Annotated in this window: 18 protein-coding genes; 13 read left to right on the top strand and 5 right to left on the bottom strand. The window is 51.9% G+C overall.

Going from position 1 to position 18601, the window contains the following annotated elements; genetic code table 11:
* Positions 1-186: 186 nt before the first annotated feature.
* Positions 187-1296, bottom strand: a complete 1110-nt coding sequence (gene ydiK, locus G8S19_RS12350) for an AI-2E family transporter YdiK (protein ID WP_048211846.1) — start codon at positions 1294-1296, stop codon at positions 187-189.
* 213 nt (positions 1297-1509) lie between these two features.
* Here ydiK and G8S19_RS12345 point away from each other — a divergent pair, with 213 nt between their 5' ends.
* The 3 genes from G8S19_RS12345 to G8S19_RS12335 all read left to right on the top strand — a co-directional run bounded on the left by G8S19_RS12345 (position 1510) and on the right by G8S19_RS12335 (position 5239).
* Positions 1510-4566 (top strand): FAD-binding and (Fe-S)-binding domain-containing protein, encoded by a 3057-nt coding sequence (locus tag G8S19_RS12345; RefSeq protein ID WP_253685243.1) that lies wholly within the window; start codon positions 1510-1512, stop codon positions 4564-4566.
* Positions 4563-4973 (top strand): 1,4-dihydroxy-2-naphthoyl-CoA hydrolase, encoded by a 411-nt coding sequence (menI, locus tag G8S19_RS12340; protein ID WP_005120251.1) that lies wholly within the window; start codon positions 4563-4565, stop codon positions 4971-4973. Before G8S19_RS12345 ends, menI begins: the two co-directional genes overlap by 4 nt.
* Before the next feature lie 77 nt (positions 4974-5050).
* Positions 5051-5239 carry a YdiH family protein gene (locus G8S19_RS12335; protein ID WP_005120249.1) on the top strand — a complete coding sequence of 63 codons (189 nt, stop codon included), beginning with the start codon at positions 5051-5053 and terminating at the stop codon, positions 5237-5239.
* A 70-nt stretch (positions 5240-5309) separates the two neighbouring features.
* Here the strand turns inward: G8S19_RS12335 and G8S19_RS12330 are convergent, their stop codons facing one another.
* Entirely contained in the window at positions 5310-6161 is an 852-nt protein-coding gene (locus tag G8S19_RS12330; RefSeq protein ID WP_101741696.1) for a Vmh family MBL fold metallo-hydrolase, read from the bottom strand.
* 122 nt (positions 6162-6283) lie between these two features.
* Between G8S19_RS12330 and G8S19_RS12325 the strand changes: the two genes are divergently transcribed.
* The 8 genes from G8S19_RS12325 to G8S19_RS12290 all read left to right on the top strand — a co-directional run bounded on the left by G8S19_RS12325 (position 6284) and on the right by G8S19_RS12290 (position 14298).
* A complete protein-coding gene (locus tag G8S19_RS12325; RefSeq protein WP_048211843.1) occupies positions 6284-7159 on the top strand; it encodes a LysR family transcriptional regulator in 876 nt (291 codons plus the stop codon).
* Between the two features lie 491 nt (positions 7160-7650).
* A complete protein-coding gene (gene sufA, locus G8S19_RS12320; protein WP_115602118.1) occupies positions 7651-8019 on the top strand; it encodes a Fe-S cluster assembly scaffold SufA in 369 nt (122 codons plus the stop codon).
* Between the two features lie 8 nt (positions 8020-8027).
* The gene (sufB, locus tag G8S19_RS12315; RefSeq protein WP_061067803.1) at positions 8028-9515 is read left to right on the top strand and encodes a Fe-S cluster assembly protein SufB; all 1488 of its coding nucleotides are present in this window, start codon (positions 8028-8030) and stop codon (positions 9513-9515) included.
* Positions 9516-9531: 16 nt separating this feature from the next.
* Positions 9532-10278: a Fe-S cluster assembly ATPase SufC gene (gene sufC, locus G8S19_RS12310; protein ID WP_003029383.1), complete on the top strand. Its 747-nt coding sequence runs from the start codon at positions 9532-9534 to the stop codon at positions 10276-10278.
* On the top strand, positions 10253-11524 hold the full coding sequence (gene sufD, locus G8S19_RS12305; RefSeq protein WP_253685241.1) for a Fe-S cluster assembly protein SufD: 1272 nt from the start codon (positions 10253-10255) through the stop codon (positions 11522-11524). The genes sufC and sufD overlap by 26 nt, the downstream gene beginning before the upstream one ends.
* Positions 11521-12741 carry a cysteine desulfurase SufS gene (gene sufS, locus G8S19_RS12300; protein WP_116360142.1) on the top strand — a complete coding sequence of 407 codons (1221 nt, stop codon included), beginning with the start codon at positions 11521-11523 and terminating at the stop codon, positions 12739-12741. Before sufD ends, sufS begins: the two co-directional genes overlap by 4 nt.
* Before the next feature lie 12 nt (positions 12742-12753).
* Positions 12754-13170: a cysteine desulfuration protein SufE gene (sufE, locus tag G8S19_RS12295; RefSeq protein ID WP_048211838.1), complete on the top strand. Its 417-nt coding sequence runs from the start codon at positions 12754-12756 to the stop codon at positions 13168-13170.
* A gap of 123 nt (positions 13171-13293) precedes the next feature.
* Positions 13294-14298 carry a L,D-transpeptidase family protein gene (locus tag G8S19_RS12290; RefSeq protein WP_124021726.1) on the top strand — a complete coding sequence of 335 codons (1005 nt, stop codon included), beginning with the start codon at positions 13294-13296 and terminating at the stop codon, positions 14296-14298.
* Between the two features lie 68 nt (positions 14299-14366).
* On the opposite strand, the gene lpp is transcribed toward G8S19_RS12290, so the two are convergent.
* From lpp to G8S19_RS12275, 3 genes are all read right to left on the bottom strand, one after another.
* Positions 14367-14603, bottom strand: coding sequence for a murein lipoprotein Lpp (gene lpp, locus G8S19_RS12285; protein ID WP_003029373.1), 237 nt, complete (start codon positions 14601-14603; stop codon positions 14367-14369).
* A gap of 307 nt (positions 14604-14910) precedes the next feature.
* Entirely contained in the window at positions 14911-16323 is a 1413-nt protein-coding gene (gene pykF, locus G8S19_RS12280; protein WP_003029366.1) for a pyruvate kinase PykF, read from the bottom strand.
* Between the two features lie 7 nt (positions 16324-16330).
* Positions 16331-16525, bottom strand: coding sequence for a hypothetical protein (locus G8S19_RS12275; RefSeq protein WP_245163452.1), 195 nt, complete (start codon positions 16523-16525; stop codon positions 16331-16333).
* 375 nt (positions 16526-16900) lie between these two features.
* Between G8S19_RS12275 and G8S19_RS12270 the strand changes: the two genes are divergently transcribed.
* Both G8S19_RS12270 and G8S19_RS12265 read left to right on the top strand, forming a co-directional pair.
* Positions 16901-17923, top strand: coding sequence for a methionine ABC transporter ATP-binding protein (locus G8S19_RS12270; protein WP_048211836.1), 1023 nt, complete (start codon positions 16901-16903; stop codon positions 17921-17923).
* Positions 17916-18584, top strand: a complete 669-nt coding sequence (locus G8S19_RS12265) for a methionine ABC transporter permease (RefSeq protein WP_048211835.1) — start codon at positions 17916-17918, stop codon at positions 18582-18584. Before G8S19_RS12270 ends, G8S19_RS12265 begins: the two co-directional genes overlap by 8 nt.
* Positions 18585-18601 lie beyond the last annotated feature (17 nt).

Here is an 18601-nt window from a genome sequence, read left to right as displayed (position 1 = left end):
CATGCTGGTTTTTCACGTCGATCAGATTCATCTCAATAGTTTAAAAACTGTAAAGAATTTGCGACATAAATGAGTACTCCCACAGGGCTGGGGCTGGGGCTGGGGCTGGGGTTGGTTCGGGGAGCTGCGATGTATTTATCAGCAATAGTAAACAATCAGGCGGCAATGTTGCCGCCTGATGTTGTATTACTTATTGCTTTCGATTTCAGCGATTTCTTCGAGAATTTTATCCGGGTCAGTGCCCGGTGCAGGGGCTTCATTGACCCATGCGGAGAACAGGCGCCATGAAACAGCCAGTACCACTGGGCCGATAAACAGACCAATCATACCGAATGCAATCAACCCGCCGATAACCCCGGAAAGAATAAGGATCAACGGCAAATCAGCCCCCATACGGATCAGCATGGGACGAATAACGTTATCCAGTGTTCCGACCACGCCACTCCACACCAACAGCACCGTGCCCCAGGTAGAATCACCTGTCCAGTAAAGCCAGATAATGGCCGGAATCAGCACCGGTAAAGGCCCCAGTTGCACCAGACAGGAGAGGATCATCAACACCGCCAGTAGCGTCGCGTAAGGTACCCCCGTTACCGCCAGACCAATACCGCCGAGGACTGCCTGTACCAGCGCAGTGACGACCACGCCTAATGCAACCGCACGAATGGCCTGCGCTGCCAACAGGATTGCCGCGTCACCGCGTTTTGATGCAAGACGGCAGGCGAAGTGGCGAATGCCTAGCGCCACCTGCTCACCGCGCCAGTACAGCAGGGCGCTGAATAGCAACATCAAGCCACAGTGCATCATAAAGCGGCCAATATGCGCGGCCTGACCAACAAACCAGGTGGTTGTGGTACCGATATAGGGACGAACCTTAGCCATGATAGCCGAACCGCCCATATCCAACAGGCTGTGCCATGCGCCATAGAGTTTGGCACCCACCAGAGGAATACTGTTTAACCACGCCAGATCCGGCAGCGTCATATCACCGGCGGTAACGGCATGAATCAGGGGACCACTGCCATCAACGATGCTGTTGACCAACAGAGCGATAGGAATAATAAATAACAGAACTAACAACAGGGTCATCACCAGCACGGCCAGCGAACGGCGTCCCCACAGCAATTTTTGTATACGTATCAGGATGGGCCAGGTCGCAATGACCACCGTACCTGCCCAGGCAAAACCGAGGATAAAGGGTTGCACAATCCAGAGACAGGCCACAATCATGATGGCTAAAAACAGCACCGATAGCAGCACTTGTGCAATATCCCTGGGCTGACGGAAATTTACCATAAATACTTTTCACCTTTGTCTTTGCGTCAGAACGTTGACGCGACGTGAACACATTAATCACACTCTATAATGATGAGCAATTTCAGCGGTTTTGAACAGGCGGATTCTGCCTGTAAATCTGCTGAGCGTATTAGAAAAAAATGTGATACAACAAACAAAGCAACACGCAAACGATTAAATTCACAACACAGACCGCAGGAAAGGGTCACTATAATGATTCCACAAATTTCTCAGGCGCCAGGTGTCGTTCAACTGGTGCTCAATTTTTTGCAGGCGCTGGAGCAGCAAGGGTTCACGGGCGATACGGCAACGAGCTATGCCGATCGTCTGACAATGTCGACGGATAACAGTATCTATCAGCTTCTGCCTGATGCCGTGGTTTTCCCTCGTTCGACGGCTGATGTGGCGCTTATTGCCCGCCTGGCGTCAGAACCGCTCTTTTCGTCGTTGATTTTTACCCCTCGCGGCGGCGGCACAGGCACCAACGGGCAGGCGCTTAATCAGGGCATTATTGTTGATATGTCCCGTTACATGAGCCGCATCATTGAAATCAATGTGCAGGAAGGTTGGGTGCGGGTAGAGGCGGGGGTGATAAAAGATCAGCTTAACCAATATCTGAAACCCTACGGCTATTTCTTTGCGCCTGAATTGTCCACCAGTAACCGGGCGACGTTGGGGGGAATGATCAACACCGACGCTTCCGGGCAAGGTTCGCTGGTCTACGGTAAAACCTCCGATCACGTGCTGGGTATTCGCGCGGTATTGATGGGCGGGGATATTCTCGATACCCAGCCGATGCCGGTTGAATTTGCCGAAATGCTCGGTAAAAACAATACGGCGATTGGGCGCATCTATAAGACGGTTTATGAACGGTGTCGTGAGAACCGACAGTTGATCATTGACAAGTTTCCAAAGCTCAATCGCTTTTTAACCGGCTACGACCTGCGGCACGTCTTCAATGATGAGATGACCGAGTTTGATTTAACCCGCATCCTTACGGGGTCCGAAGGTACGCTGGCCTTTATCACCGAAGCCCGCCTTGATATCACGCCGCTGCCTAAAGTTCGGCGACTGGTCAACGTCAAATACGATTCGTTTGACTCTGCATTGCGTAATGCGCCAGTGATGGTGGAAGCGCGCGCGCTGTCGGTCGAAACCGTCGATTCAAAAGTGCTTAATCTGGCGCGTGAAGATATTGTCTGGCACTCCGTCAGCGAATTGATTACCGATGTCCCGGATAAAGAGATGCTCGGGCTGAATATCGTCGAGTTTGCTGGTGACGATGAAGCATTAATTGATTCTCAGGTCAGTGCGCTGTGTGAACGTCTGGACGGGCTAATTGCCCGGCAGGAAGCCGGCGTAATTGGCTGGCAGCTGTGTACCGAACTGGCTGGTGTCGAGCGCATCTACGCCATGCGGAAAAAGGCCGTTGGTCTGCTGGGTAATGCCAAAGGCTCTGCGAAGCCGATTCCGTTTGCCGAAGATACCTGCGTACCGCCGGAACACCTGGCCGACTATATTGCCGAGTTCCGTGCGCTACTCGATAGTCATGGCCTGAGCTATGGCATGTTTGGTCACGTGGATGCCGGGGTGCTGCACGTCAGACCCGCGCTGGATATGTGCGATCCGCAACAAGAAGTGCTGATGAAACGCATCTCTGATGATGTGGTGGCGCTGACGGCCAAATACGGTGGTCTGCTATGGGGCGAACACGGGAAAGGTTTCCGTGCTGAGTACAGTCCGGCATTCTTTGGCGAGGAACTGTATCGCGAACTGCGCAAAGTGAAGTCGGCGTTTGATCCGCAAAACCGGCTCAATCCGGGGAAAATTTGCCCTCCGGAAGCCATCGATGCGCCAATGATGAAAGTGGATGCGGTTAAACGTGGGACTTACGATCGTCAAATCCCGCTGGCCGTTCGACAGGAGTGGCGTGGGGCAATGGAGTGTAACGGCAACGGGTTATGCTTTAACTTCGATGCCAAAAGCCCGATGTGTCCGTCGATGAAAATTAGCCTCAATCGCATTCACTCGCCAAAAGGGCGGGCAACGCTGGTACGGGAATGGTTGCGCCTGTTGGCCGATCGTGGGATCGACCCCGTGAAACTGGAAAAAGAGTTGCCAGAAAAACGTGCCAGTTTACGTACGCTAATCGCCCGAACCCGGAACAGCTGGCATGCACGTAAGGGCGAGTATGATTTCTCGCATGAAGTGAAAGAGGCGATGTCCGGGTGTTTGGCATGTAAAGCCTGTTCTACGCAGTGCCCGATAAAAATTGACGTTCCGGAATTCCGCTCGCGCTTCCTGCAGCTGTATCACACGCGCTATCTGCGCCCGCTTCGCGATCACATGGTCGCCACCGTTGAGAGTTATGCACCGCTGATGGCGCGCGCACCTAAAACGTTCAACTTTTTCATCAATCAACCACTGGTACGTAATCTGGCTAAAAAACACATCGGCATGGTGGATTTGCCGCTGTTGTCTGCACCATCATTACAACGACAGCTGGTCGGGCATCGTTCGGCCAATATGACGCTGGAACAGCTTGAAGCTCTCAGCCAGGAGCAAAAAGCACGTACGGTGCTGGTGGTGCAGGACCCTTTCACCAGCTATTACGATGCACAGGTAGTGGCTGATTTCATCCGACTGGTAGAAAAATTGGGTTTGCAGCCGGTGTTGTTGCCATTCTCACCTAACGGCAAAGCGCAGCATATAAAGGGCTTTTTAAACCGGTTTGCAAAAACGGCGAAAAAGACCGCTGAATTCCTCAACCGGGTGGCAAAGCTGAATGTCCCAATGGTCGGTGTCGATCCGGCGCTGGTGCTATGTTATCGCGATGAATACACGCTGGCGCTCGGCGAGCAGCGCGGTGATTTCCATGTCTTACTGGTCAATGAGTGGTTATCGGCTGTACTGGCGTCACAACCGCCGGTCGCTATCGGTGGCGAACCGTGGTACTTCTTCGGACACTGTACCGAAGTGACCGCTCTGCCGGGAGCGCCTGCGCAGTGGGCCGCGATTTTTGCCCGGTTTGGGGCCAAACTGGAAAACGTCAGCGTGGGGTGCTGCGGGATGGCGGGTACCTATGGTCACGAAGTGAAGAATCATCAGAACTCACTGGGGATCTATGAGTTATCATGGCACCAGGCAATGCAACGATTGCCGCGTAACCGTTGTCTGGCTGCCGGGTATTCATGTCGAAGCCAGGTTAAACGCGTAGAAGGCACAGGCGTTCGCCACCCATTACAGGCATTACTGGAGATTATAGGATGATCTGGAAACGTGAAGTCACACTCGAGGCGCTCAACGCCATGGGTGAAGGAAATATGGTCGGGCTGCTCGATATTCGTTTTGTGCATATCGGCGACAATACTCTGGAAGCCACAATGCCCGTGGATCATCGCACCAAACAACCCTTTGGTTTGCTGCACGGCGGGGCGTCTGTCGTGCTGGCTGAGAGCATTGGCTCGGTGGCTGGATATCTGTGTACGATGGGCACTCAAAAAGTGGTGGGCCTTGAGATTAACGCCAACCACGTTCGTTCTGCACGTGAAGGGCTCGTCAGAGGGGTGTGCAGCCCTGTGCATACCGGTTCACGTCATCAGGTGTGGCAAATCGAGATCTTTGATGAGCAGGGTCGGTTATGCTGCACCTCGCGACTGACGACCGCTATTTTGTGATGCATGTTGAGTTTGGTCATTATTTGCGCAGGTAATGGTGTTATACTGTGCAGGTTCTGAACACAAGCGAGGATGATATGTCTACCCAATTAGACCCGGCCCAACTGGCAATAGAATTTTTACGTCGTGATAAAACCGATCTTTCACCAGCTCAGTACCTGAAAAGATTGAAACAATTAGAGCTGGAGTTTGCCGATTTATTAACGCTCTCTTCGACTGAACTGAAAGAAGAGATCTATTTTGCCTGGCGCCTGGGCGTTCATTGATTCCGGTATGCCTGTCGTAATAAAAACCCCGACACATGTGTTCGGGGTTATTTTTTGCCTTAAACCTTGTTTACCACTTCATCTCACCGGTATTCACTTTCGCACTCAGCTCCAGAGAGCTTTCGTCTGCAAGGCCCGGCCACGCTGCGGTCATTGTTTTTATCACGTAGGCTGAACCTTTTTTCGCGCCCAGCGCCTGCTCAAACGACTGCAAATAATCCTGGGTGAAGTGAATCGCTTTATCACCCGTCGGGCGTTCACCAATATAATGACCGGGAATCACCTGAGTGGGATGTAATTGCTGCATTTCACTCAGCACGTTTCGCCATGCCGTGCGCTCTGCCGATGACTGCGTGTCCGCTGTCCAGACGTGAATACCTGAAGCGATACCGGTTCCGCCAATGATGGCGCGGTTCGCCGGGATCCAGACATACGCCGCATAGTCATTAGGATGGCGTAATTCCAGCGTTTCGCCATCAACCGTAAAGCGTGTTTGCGTGGTGGCCTGCGGTACAGTGAGCGATGTTGGCGCGCCATCTTTCATCTGTGGGCCCCAGAACTGTAATTTGGCTTCTTTGGTGGCACGAATATGATCCACCACGTGCGGCGTAGCCAACACCTTGACACCGGGGAAGGCTTTGACAAGTGGCTCAAGGCCAAAGTAGAAATCCGGATCGCCAGACGTGATCACAATGGCTTTCAGCGTCTTACCGCTGGTGCGAATCAGTTGCACCAGTTTTTCACTGTCTTTGGTGCTGAATTGGGCATCAAACAAAATCGCTTCTTTCGGGCCGGACACCAGCGTAGAAGATACCGGGAAAATAGCCTTTTCCTGCGGATTGTAGACATCCAACTGTAGTGGAGCGGCAAATGCCGAAGAGGCAAACAGGGGTAACAGCATAGCCAGTGTATTGATTTTCATAACGGGGAACCTTGTGCAGGACATTGTCTTTTGATCGTTCCCGTATTTTAAGGAAATTCGGATCTGTTAGAATTCCCATATCAGGACATGCTGAGTTTCATAAAACGATCGGATGGGATGCAATGGACAGAGTCATGGCGGCAACAGTTTTTAACCATATCTGTGATTTAGGCAGTTTGAGTGCCGCCGCACGCGCGCTGGGGCTTTCCCGGCCGATGGTCAGTCGCTATCTGGATGAGATGGAAAAGTGGACCGGGGCGCGGCTTATCCATCGTTCGTCACGGCGCCTGACAATCACGCCTGCCGGTGAAGAGGCATTGGTGAAAACCCGCACCCTGGCACAGCTTTCGCGAGATATCGGTGCCGCCGGGCTCGCGCAAACTCCATCGGGCACGCTACGTGTGGCGTGTGCACATTTTACCGCCATACATATTCTGGCGCCGGTGCTGCCCGCGTTTCTTGCTCGCTATCCTGACCTCCGCATTGAAGTTGAGATCAACAATCAACCGGTAAGCCTGGTTGGAGAACGTATCGATGTGGCGATCCGCATCACGGAAAACCCCGAACCCGGAACGATTGCCCGGCGCTTAGGGGATTGTGAATCGGTGTTATGTGCCTCCGTGGATTATCTTAACCAGCATGGCATCCCAAAAAACGTCGACGATCTTGCGCAGCATAATTGCCTTTATTACAGCGGATTCGCCGGAAAGTCATGGCATTTTCTGGATGCGCAAGGGCAAGCTGTCACTGTGGCCATTAAAGGTAATTTAAGCGCCGGTATCTCGTCACTGCTATGTGAATCCGCCCTGGCGGGGATGGGGATTGCGTTGGTACCTGAGCAGGAGGCGAGAGAAGGGCTGGCGCAGGGGAGATTAATACGACTTCTACCCCAACTACAGCCTAAACGCCTGCCGATTTATGGTTTATATCTTTCCCGCGATCACCAGCCTGCGGGGTTGCGACTGTTGCTGGACGCACTGAATGAGACACAGTGCTAACTATGTGATTGAGTGTGTTTATCAAATAGTCAAAGCGCAATTTGTGTTAAAAAAAATTTATCAGTGTATGAGATTCTTCTGATCGCCCCTTCAAGAGCTAAGCCATTGTGAGTGCCGGAGATAAGCGCCGGATGGGGCCGGAACCCTTAAGCCTGCCAGCAAGCAGACTTAAGGGTTTTTTATGGCCCACATGCGCTTTGGGCCGTATTGCTCCCCCGTAGTCATCCCCACCTATCCCTTAAATAGACATTATCTATACATCTTTTAGCATTTGACCTGCCGGAACGATTACACATTCATAATCTATTATTAATCAATGTATTGAATAAAAAAATCCATCCCTGTTAACCCTCGCCGCAGGGTCTATGCTTAATAAAAGTCGTCAAAAAGGGCGGTTAACCCGAATGCCCCTGCTGTTGAGGGGTTGAAGTGATAATCATTATCACTAACATGGTGTTATAGCTTAAAAGCTAGTGACTCGAGGTAACCCTATGGAATTGCATTCAGGAACATTTAATCCCAACGATTTTGCGTGGCGCGGGCTGACGTTAACGCCAGCGGCAGCGGCGCATATCCGTGAACTGGTGGCAAGGCAACCCGATATGTTGGGTGTGCGGTTAGGCGTGAAACAAACCGGGTGCGCGGGATTCGGCTATGTGCTGGACACCGTCAAGCAACCTGAGAAAGACGATCTTCTGTTTGAAACGGATGGCGCCAGACTGTATGTGCCTTTACAGGCGATGCCGTTTATCGATGGAACTGAAGTCGATTTCGTGCGTGAAGGATTAAATCAGTTATTTAAATTTCATAACCCGAAAGCCCAGAACGAATGTGGCTGTGGCGAAAGCTTTGGGGTATAGGCGGTACTATGTCTCGTAATACTGAAGCAACTGACGATGTCAACACCTGGGCTGGCGGGCACCTCAATTACAAAGAGGGGTTCTTTACCCAACTCAAAACCGATGAGCTGGCCAAAGGGATCAACGAAGAGGTCGTGCGCGCGATTTCGGCAAAACGAAATGAACCCGACTGGATGCTGGAATTCCGTCTGAATGCGTTTAACGCGTGGCTGACGATGGAAGAACCACACTGGCTAAAAGCGCACTATGACAAACTGAACTACCAGGATTACAGCTATTACTCTGCACCTTCTTGCGGTAATTGTGATGAAACCTGCGCCTCTGAACCGGGCGCGGTGCAACAAACGGGCGCGAATGCATTTTTAAGCAAAGAGGTTGAGGACGCGTTCGAGCAGCTTGGCGTACCGGTCCGTGAAGGCAAAGAGGTGGCGGTGGATGCCATTTTCGATTCGGTGTCAGTCGCAACGACCTACCGCGATAAGCTGGCGGAACAGGGTATTATTTTCTGCTCGTTCGGCGAAGCCATCCACGATCATCCTGAACTGGTAAAAAAATACCTCGGTACCGTCGTCCCGGGGAATGACAATTTCTTTGCCGCGCTGAATGCGGCGGTAGCATCAGACGGCACGTTTATTTATGTGCCGAAAGGCGTGCGTTGCCCAATGGAACTGTCGACCTATTTCCGTATCAATGCAGAAAAAACCGGACAGTTTGAACGCACGATTCTGGTGGCGGATGAGGGGAGTTACGTCAGCTATATCGAAGGTTGTTCGGCGCCGGTACGTGACAGTTACCAGCTGCATGCGGCGGTGGTTGAAGTGATCATCCATAAAGATGCTGAGGTGAAGTATTCAACGGTACAAAACTGGTTCCCCGGCGATGGCAATACTGGCGGCATCCTGAATTTCGTGACCAAACGTGCGCTGTGTGAAGGCGAAAACAGCAAAATGTCATGGACGCAGTCAGAGACCGGTTCAGCCATTACCTGGAAGTACCCGAGCTGCATTTTGCGTGGTGATAATTCGATCGGCGAATTCTACTCCGTTGCGCTGACCAGCGGTCATCAGCAGGCCGATACCGGCACCAAAATGATCCACATTGGCAAGAACACGAAATCGACCATTATCTCGAAAGGGATCTCCGCCGGACATAGCCAGAACAGCTACCGCGGCTTAGTGAAAATTATGCCTACCGCCACTAACGCCCGCAACTATACCCAATGTGATTCGATGCTGATCGGGGCGGATTGCGGAGCGCACACATTCCCATATGTGGAGTGTCGTAACAACAGCGCCCAGCTCGAACATGAAGCCACGACGTCGCGCATTGGCGAAGATCAGCTGTTTTACTGCCTGCAGCGCGGTATCAGCGAAGAGGATGCCATTTCGATGATCGTGAATGGTTTCTGTAAAGACGTGTTCTCTGAACTGCCGCTGGAATTTGCCGTGGAAGCGCAAAAACTTCTCGCCATAAGTCTTGAACACAGCGTCGGTTAAAATTTAAGGAAAGCACATGTTAAGCATCAAAGATTTACAGGTCAGTGTGGAAGATAAGGCGATCCTGCGTGGGCTGAGTCTTGAAATTCGCCCCGGAGAAGTGCACGCCATTATGGGGCCAAATGGTTCCGGGAAAAGTACGCTTTCCGCCACCCTGGCCGGACGTGATGACTATGAAGTCACCGGCGGGACGGTAGAATTCAACGGTAAGGATTTACTGGAATTGTCGCCGGAAGACCGGGCCGGTGAAGGGATCTTCATGGCATTCCAGTATCCGGTGGAAATCCCCGGCGTCAGTAATCAGTTTTTCCTGCAAACGGCGCTGAATGCGGTACGCACCTACCGTGGCGAAGAGTCACTGGACAGGTTTGACTTCCAGGATCTGATGGAAGAAAAAATTGCGTTGCTGAAGATGCCGGAAGATTTGCTCACGCGTTCGGTCAACGTTGGTTTTTCCGGCGGTGAGAAAAAGCGTAATGACATTTTGCAAATGGCGGTGCTGGAGCCTCAGTTGTGCATTCTGGATGAGTCGGACTCCGGGCTGGATATCGATGCGCTGAAAATCGTCGCCGACGGCGTGAACTCGCTACGCGACGGGCAACGCTCATTTATTATCGTCACCCACTACCAGCGAATCCTCGACTATATCAAACCCGATTACGTCCACGTTCTCTACCAGGGGCGCATTGTGAAGTCCGGTGATTTTACGTTGGTTAAACAGCTGGAGGAGCAAGGGTATGGCTGGCTTAGTGAACAGCAGTAACGTGCTCCAGCAGTGGCATCATCTGTTTGAAGCGCAGGGTGAGCGTCGCTCACAGCATGCGCAACAACACCTGCAACAGATGTTGCGGCTGGGGTTGCCGACGCGTAAACATGAGGACTGGAAATACACGCCGCTGGAAGGGTTAACCAACAGCCAGTTTGTCAGTGATGTTGCTGAGATAACGTCAGCCCAGTGTGAAGCGTTGGCACCGGCTATTGATGCCATACGACTGGTATTTGTCGACGGGCAATTCTCTCCAACGCTGAGCGACAGCACAGAAGGTAGCGGTTTTGACATTACCGTTGATGATGCGCGTCAGGCGCTCCCTGCGGCTATCCAGCCAGAGGTGTTCCTGCATCTGACCGAAAGCCTCTCACGCAGCGTCACGCACATTCAGGTCAAACGATATCAACGTCCAGCGAAACCGCTGCTGTTGATGCACATCACCCAGGGGCTGGCAGGTGATGAGGTGAATACCGCGCACTATCGTCACCATCTTGAACTGGCCGAAGGTGCAGAGGCTACCGTCATTGAGCACTATGTTAGCCTGAATGCGCATCGACATTTTACCGGTGCACGCTTAACGATGAACGTGGCGGCAAATGCCCATTTTCACCATATCAAACTGGCGTTTGAGAATCCGGTTAGCCACCATTTCGCGCATAACGATATCCAGTTAGGGGCAGATGCGACGGCGGTGAGCTACAGCTTCTTACTCGGTGGTGCGGTATTACGCCATAACACCAGTACCCAGCTTAATGGGGAGAACAGCACACTGCGGATTAACAGTCTGGCGATGCCGGTGAAAAATGAAGTTTGCGATACCCGAACCTGGCTTGAACACAATAAGGGGTATTGCAACAGCCGCCAGTTACATAAAACGATTGTCAGCGATAAAGGCCGGGCGGTGTTTAATGGCCTGATTAACGTGGCGCAGCATGCCATTAAAACCGATGGTCAGATGACCAACAATAATTTGCTGCTCGGTAAACTGGCGGAAGTGGATACCAGGCCGCAACTGGAAATCTACGCTGATGACGTGAAATGCAGCCACGGGGCGACGGTAGGGCGGATCGACGATGAACAGATGTTCTATCTGCGTTCGCGTGGGATTGGCCAGCAGGATGCCCAACAGATGATTCTCTACGCGTTTGCCGCTGAACTGACGGAAGCTCTGAGCGATGAAACGCTGAAACAACAGGTACTGGCGCGGATAGCCCAACGTCTGCCGGGAGGCGTAGCATGACATTTCCCATTGAAAAAGTACGGGCCGATTTTCCGGTCCTGACGCGTGAGGTCAACGGCTTACCGCTGGCTTACCTCGACAGTGCTGCCAGTGCGCAAAAGCCCAACCAGGTGATTGATGCCGAGGCAGAGTTTTATCGGCATGGCTATGCGGCTGTCCATCGGGGGATTCATACGCTCAGCGCTCAGGCAACGGAAAAAATGGAGAATGTCCGTAAGCTGGCGTCATTGTTTATTAACGCGCGTTCAGCCGAAGAGCTGGTGTTTGTTCGCGGTACGACGGAGGGCATCAACCTGGTGGCGAACAGCTGGGGCAATAGCAATGTTCGGGCGGGTGATAACATCATCATCAGTGAAATGGAACACCACGCCAATATTGTCCCCTGGCAGATGCTGTGCGCCCGTGTAGGTGCGGAACTGCGTGTTATCCCACTGAATGCCGACGGGACGTTGCAACTGGAAACGCTACCGACGCTGTTTGATGACCGTACGCAACTGTTGGCCATTACCCACGTATCTAATGTGCTGGGCACTGAAAATCCGCTGCCGGAGATGATCGCGCTGGCGCATCAGTACGGCGCAAAAGTGCTGGTAGACGGCGCGCAGGCGGTCATGCACCACCCGGTGGACGTGCAGGCGCTGGATTGCGACTTTTATGTCTTCTCCGGACATAAGCTGTATGGACCCACCGGCATTGGCGTGTTGTATGCCAGAGAGTCGCTGCTGCAGGAAATGCCACCGTGGGAAGGCGGTGGCTCGATGATAGCAACCGTCAGTCTGAGCCAGGGAACGACGTGGGCTAAAGCCCCCTGGCGTTTTGAAGCCGGAACGCCGAACACCGGAGGGATTATCGGTCTGGGAGCGGCCATTGAATATGTTAGCGCGCTGGGGCTTAGTGAAATCAGCGAATATGAACAGTTCATGATGCGCTATGCGCTGGAGCAACTGGCGGAGGTACCTGATCTGACGCTCTACGGCCCGGAAAACCGTCTGGGCGTGATTGCGTTTAACCTCGGCAAACATCACGCGTATGACGTCGGTAGCTTTCTTGATAACTATGGAATTGCAGTGCGGACTGGGCATCACTGCGCTATGCCATTGATGGCTTATTATCACGTTCCCGCGATGTGCCGGGCTTCCATTGCCATGTATAACACCCATGAAGAAGTGGATCGCCTGGTGACGGGACTCAAGCGTATTCATCACTTGCTGGGATAACAGGGAGGCATTATGGCTGCGCTACCGGATAAAGAAAAACTGTTGCGTAATTTTCTGCGTTGCGCTAATTGGGAAGAGAAATACCTGTACATCATTGAACTGGGTCAGCGCCTGCCGGAATTAACTGCCGACGATCGCTGCCCGGAAAATAGCATTCAGGGATGTCAAAGTCAGGTATGGATTGTTATGCGGCAGAATGCTGAAGGTATTATTGAATTACAGGGCGACAGTGATGCGGCAATTGTGAAAGGACTTATCGCCGTCGTCTTCATTTTGTATGACCGGATGACGGCTCAGGATATTGTGAATTTTGATGTGCGTCCGTGGTTCGAAAAAATGGCGCTCGCACAGCATCTCACACCTTCACGTTCACAGGGACTGGAAGCGATGATACGGGCGATCCGCACCAAAGCCGCAACTCTTAGCTAAACTGATAAAACACGTCATCTTTCAGGCTGACTGGAATGATTCCGTGCAAGGCATCGCAATGACTCGTAGGCCGGATCGGACGTTTGCCGTCATCCGGCAACAACGCCAGGGGGGTGAGTGAGTATGAAACGCGCGTCTGTTATTACGTTAATGCTGATCGGCGCCTACAGCGCTATTCAGGCCGCCTGGGCGGTCGATTATCCTTTGCCACAGGCTAACAGCCGTCTTGTCGGGCAAAATCAAACCTACACCGTGCAGGAAGGCGATAAAAACCTACAGGCGATTGCCCGTAAGTTTGATACCGCCGCAATGCTGATCCTTGAAGCCAATAATACTATTGCCCCCGTCCCTAAACCCGGAACGCTGATTACTATTCCCTCGCAATTATTGCTACCAGATGCGCCACGCGAAGGCATTATTGTGAATCTGGCGGAACTGCGTCTGTATTACTTCCCGCCGGGAGAGAATAGTGTTCAGGTATTCCCGATTGGTATCGGTTTGCAGGGGCTGGAAACGCCGGTAATGGAAACGCGGGTTGGTCAGAAAATCCCCAATCCGACCTGGACCCCTACACCGGGCATCCGTAAACGCTCTCTGGAGCGCGGCATAACATTACCGCCGGTAGTGCCTGCGGGGCCAAATAATCCGTTAGGGCGCTTTGCACTGCGTCTGGCGCATGGAAACGGTGAATACCTGATCCATGGCACCAGCGCGCCGGACAGCGTGGGCCTGCGTGTGAGTTCCGGCTGTATTCGCATGAATGCACCGGACATCAAAGCGTTGTTCGAGCAGGTGCGGCCAGGTACGCCTGTCAGAGTGATCAACGAGCCGATAAAGTACGCCGTCGAGCCAAATGGTATGCGCTATGTTGAGGTGCACAGGCCATTGTCACCGGAAGAGGAACAAAACGTCCAGACCATGCCGTATGTGCTACCAGCCGGCTTTACCCAGTTTAAAGACAATAAAGCGGTGGATAACAGTCTGGTGGAACGGGCGTTGTATCGTCGTGCAGGTTATCCGGTCACCGTCACTGCCGGGCAAGCATCGGTCGCGAGCAATGGGCCAGAAGTGAAGTCTGCGCGTAATGGCGTACCAGGAGGGGATGCAGAGGTACGCGTAACGCAATAGCAGGGAAGGGAAATTCAGAGCAAAAAAAATGGCGCACAATGTGCGCCATTTCTATTACACAGATACTATTACTTACGGTATTTAGTAGCTGCGTTGTCCAGACGCTGGTTAGCGCGAGCTGCGTCATCTTTAGCAGCCTGAACGTCGGAACGCATTGCGTTCACGTCGTTGCTCAGCTGGTCAACTTTAGCGTTCAGAGTCTGAACGTCAGAAGACAGCTGATCGATTTTAGCGTTGCTGGAGCAACCTGCCAGCAGAGTAGAACCCAGGATTACCGCGCCCAGTACCAGTTTAGTACGATTCATTATTAATACCCTCTAGATTGAGTTAATCTCCATGTAGCGTTACAAGTATTACACAAAGTTTTTTATGTTGAGAATATTTTTTTGATGGGAATGCACTTATTTTTGATCGTTCGCTCAAAGAAGCATCGAATTGTGCAAAAACAGCTAAAAACTCGTGAGAAAACAGAAAGCTTCCATCGGATTCATCTTAGATAATCTCGGATTGGATAGTGAAATCCGATTTGATTTTTTATTAATCGTGGCTATCAAGAAAATAAAAAAGCGCCGCAAGGGCGCTTTTTAAGCAAATTAATTCGCGATGGAATTATTACAGCACGTGAACAGATGCCGTATTGGTGGTGCCGCTCGGAACCAGCGCACCGGAAACCATCACCACAACGTCACCTTTCTGTGCCAGACCGCTTTCCAGAGCAACTTCTTTACCCAGGCGATAGAAATCATCGGTAGAGCTGATTTCTTTAACCACCTGTGCAACAACGCCTTTGCTCAGCACCAGCTGACGCGCGGTAGTTTCGTTGGTGGTCAGCGCCAGGATGGTGGCATCCGGGAAGTATTTACGTACTGCGCGAGCAGATTTACCGCCCTGGGTTGCGACGACGATCAGCGGAGCATCCAGTTTTTCTGCAGTTTCAACCGCGCCACGGCAAACGGCTTCGGTGATGCGCAGTTTGCGACTGTCGTTGTTGAAGTCCAGACGGCTGGTCATCACGCGGTCAGTACGCTCACAGATGGTCGCCATGATGGTGACGGCTTCCAGCGGGTATTTACCTTTTGCAGACTCACCAGACAGCATGACTGCGTCGGTACCGTCCAGGATGGCGTTAGCAACGTCACCAGCTTCAGCACGGGTCGGACGCGGGTTTTTGATCATGGAGTCCAGCATCTGGGTCGCAGTGATAACGACTTTACGTGCGCGGATACATTTTTCGATGATCATTTTCTGCGCGAAGATAACTTCTTCAACCGGGATCTCAACGCCCATATCGCCACGAGCAACCATGATGCCGTCAGACGCTTCGAGGATTTCGTCGAAGTTGTTCAGGCCTTCCTGGTTTTCGATTTTGGAGATGATCTGGATGTTTTCGCCGCCGTGCGCTTTCAGGTGCTCGCGGATTTCAACGACGTCAGAACGTTTACGGATAAAGGAGGCTGCAACGAAGTCAACGCCTTGTTCGCAACCGAAGATCAGGTCTTGTTTGTCTTTTTCAGCCAGTGCTGGCAGGGCAATGGAAACGCCCGGCAGGTTAACGCCTTTGTTTTCGCCCAGGTCGCCGTTGTTCAGCACTTTACAAATAACTTTGTTACCTTCGATAGCGGTAACTTCCATGCCGATCAAACCATCGTCGACCAGAACGGTGTTACCGACGGACAGGTCTTTAGTGAAGCCTTCATAGGTAACAGCAACGATTTCATTGTTGCCCACAACAGATTTGTCGGTAGTGAAAGTGAAGGTCTGCCCCGCTTTCAGAGAAACGTCGTTGCCGCCTTCCAGCTTAATGGTACGGATTTCCGGACCTTTGGTGTCGAGCAGAATAGCGGCTTTTTTACCGGTTTTGCTCATGACGTTGCGCAAATTCTTGATGCGCTGACCGTGTTCTGCGTAATCACCGTGGGAGAAGTTCAGACGCATGACGTTCATGCCCGCGTCCAGCATTTTGGTTAACATCTCTTCGGATTCGGTTTTCGGACCGATGGTGCAAACAATTTTCGTCTTTTTCATGACAGTCTTAGTCTTTAAGTTGAGAAGGATATGGAAATCTGGCTTCCATCGCGCACGGATGGAAAGCTAAACCTGAGTTACGAAAGTTGTGATGCCTCGCTCTAAGAATAGGTGACATCGATAAAGCGTGCAGAGGAATGTGTGCTTGCGTTTCAGCCCAACGGGATGGTGAGTTTTGTAGTCGTTGAGTTTTACAGGTCAATGTGCTGAAACCATTCAAGAGACAATTGGCGCGCATTATACGCTGAAAATTATCAAAAAGGAAAATGGAAACAGCGTTTCAAAAGAGTTCTGTGCAGTTTCACAAGAAATATTCACTAATTTGTTCATAGGTATGGATAAAGAGGTTGTCCACCGTCGAGGTTTGTTGCGCAACAACCTGCATTTGTCCTCTCAGATGAGGGTTATCCTGTCATCCCGGCTCGAATGTCTTCATATTTCTAAAAGTTATATCAAATTCGTTTTAATTCATTTTAAAAGTCAATCTCGCTGATTACACTCATTTGGACATCCATACTGCTAAACAGCCAAAAGCACTAGCAGGATAACAATAAGCAGCAGCGGATACCCAAACGACATGATTGTCCTGAAAAATATTTCGAAAGTGTTTACGCCAGGCAGGCTTTCTATTACCGCTGTCGATGATGTCAACCTGACGGTTGAGCAGGGGCAGATTTACGGGATCATTGGTTACAGCGGGGCGGGAAAAAGCACCTTAATACGTTTGCTCAATGGTCTGGAAAAACCGTCCTCCGGTAGCGTGACGATTAACGGTCAGGATATTTCCGCCGCCCGCGGGGAATCGTTGCGTCAGGCACGGTTGAAAATCAGCATGGTGTTTCAGCACTTTAATTTACTGTGGTCACGCACCGTCAGTGAAAATATCGCTTTCTCTATGCAAATTGCCGGTGCGCCGAAAGCGATGATTAAGGCGCGAGTGGCCGAGCTGATTACCCTTGTCGGTCTGAGCGGTCGCGAAAATGCGTATCCATCGCAGCTCAGTGGCGGCCAAAAGCAGCGCGTAGGGATCGCCCGCGCGCTGGCGAATAATCCTGATGTACTGCTCTGTGACGAGGCTACGTCAGCCCTGGATCCGCAAACTACCGATCAGATTCTGGAGTTACTGCTCGATATTAACCGTCGCTTCAAATTAACCATCGTGCTGATCACCCATGAAATGCACGTGGTACGCAAGATCTGCGATCGCGTCGCGGTAATGGAAAACGGCAGGGTGGTTGAAGAGGGCGATGTACTTACTGTCTTTACCCATCCACAGCAACCGATCACCCGACAGTTCGTTCGTCAGGTGAGTCAATATGCCGAGGAAGACGAATTCAACCCGCAGCTGGCCAGCGAACTTGGCGGCGTGGTGATCAGGCTTACGTTTACCGGGCAACGTACGCATCGGCCAGTGGTTGGCGAATTGACCTTACGCTATGGCCTGCCGTTTAACATTTTGCACGGCAAGATGACGCAAACCGCGCACGGTGTGTTTGGTCAGCTCTGGGTGCACGTTGTGGCCTCTGAGGAACAATTGAACAATATTTTGGCCGACCTGCGCCAGAGCGACATTGAAGGCGAGGTGATTCAACATGCCTGAAGATCTGTTTCCCCATCTGAAGTGGGACCAACTGCTGGCAGCGACCCAGGAAACGCTCTATATGACGGCACTTTCTGGCGCTGCAACGTTTGTCCTTGGGATTGCACTCGGGCTGGCGCTATTCCTGACCGCTCGCGGTGGACTATTCCAGAACCGCGCCTTGTATAGCGCGATCTCGCTGGTGGTCAATATTTTCCGCTCGATCCCGTTCATCATTCTGATCGTATTGCTAATACCGTTTACCAAAACGATCGTAGGCACCATTCTCGGCGCCAATGCCGCGTTGCCCGCGTTGATTGTGGGGGCTGCACCTTTTTACGCACGCCTGGTCGAAATCGCCCTGCGTGAAGTCGATAAAGGCGTTATTGAAGCGACGCGCTCGATGGGCGCACGTCTGACGACGCTTGTTTTTCGGGTTTTACTGCCGGAATCCTCACCCGCTCTGGTGTCCGGGATCACCGTGACGCTGATTGCACTGGTTAGCTACAGCGCGATGGCGGGGGTGATTGGTGCCGGTGGTTTAGGGAACCTGGCTTATCTGGAAGGATTCCAGCGCAACCACAGCGACGTCACGCTGGTGGCGACGGTAACGATTCTGCTCATCGTCTTCATCATTCAGCTTTGCGGCGATGTGATCACCTCTCTGTTAGATAAACGCTAATAAAATACGGAAACCAT

This window comes from Citrobacter sp. SX206, from assembly GCF_024181025.1.
In the GTDB taxonomy this organism is placed as follows: domain Bacteria; phylum Pseudomonadota; class Gammaproteobacteria; order Enterobacterales; family Enterobacteriaceae; genus Citrobacter; species Citrobacter youngae.
This window is presented reverse-complemented; position numbering and strand designations above follow the sequence as displayed.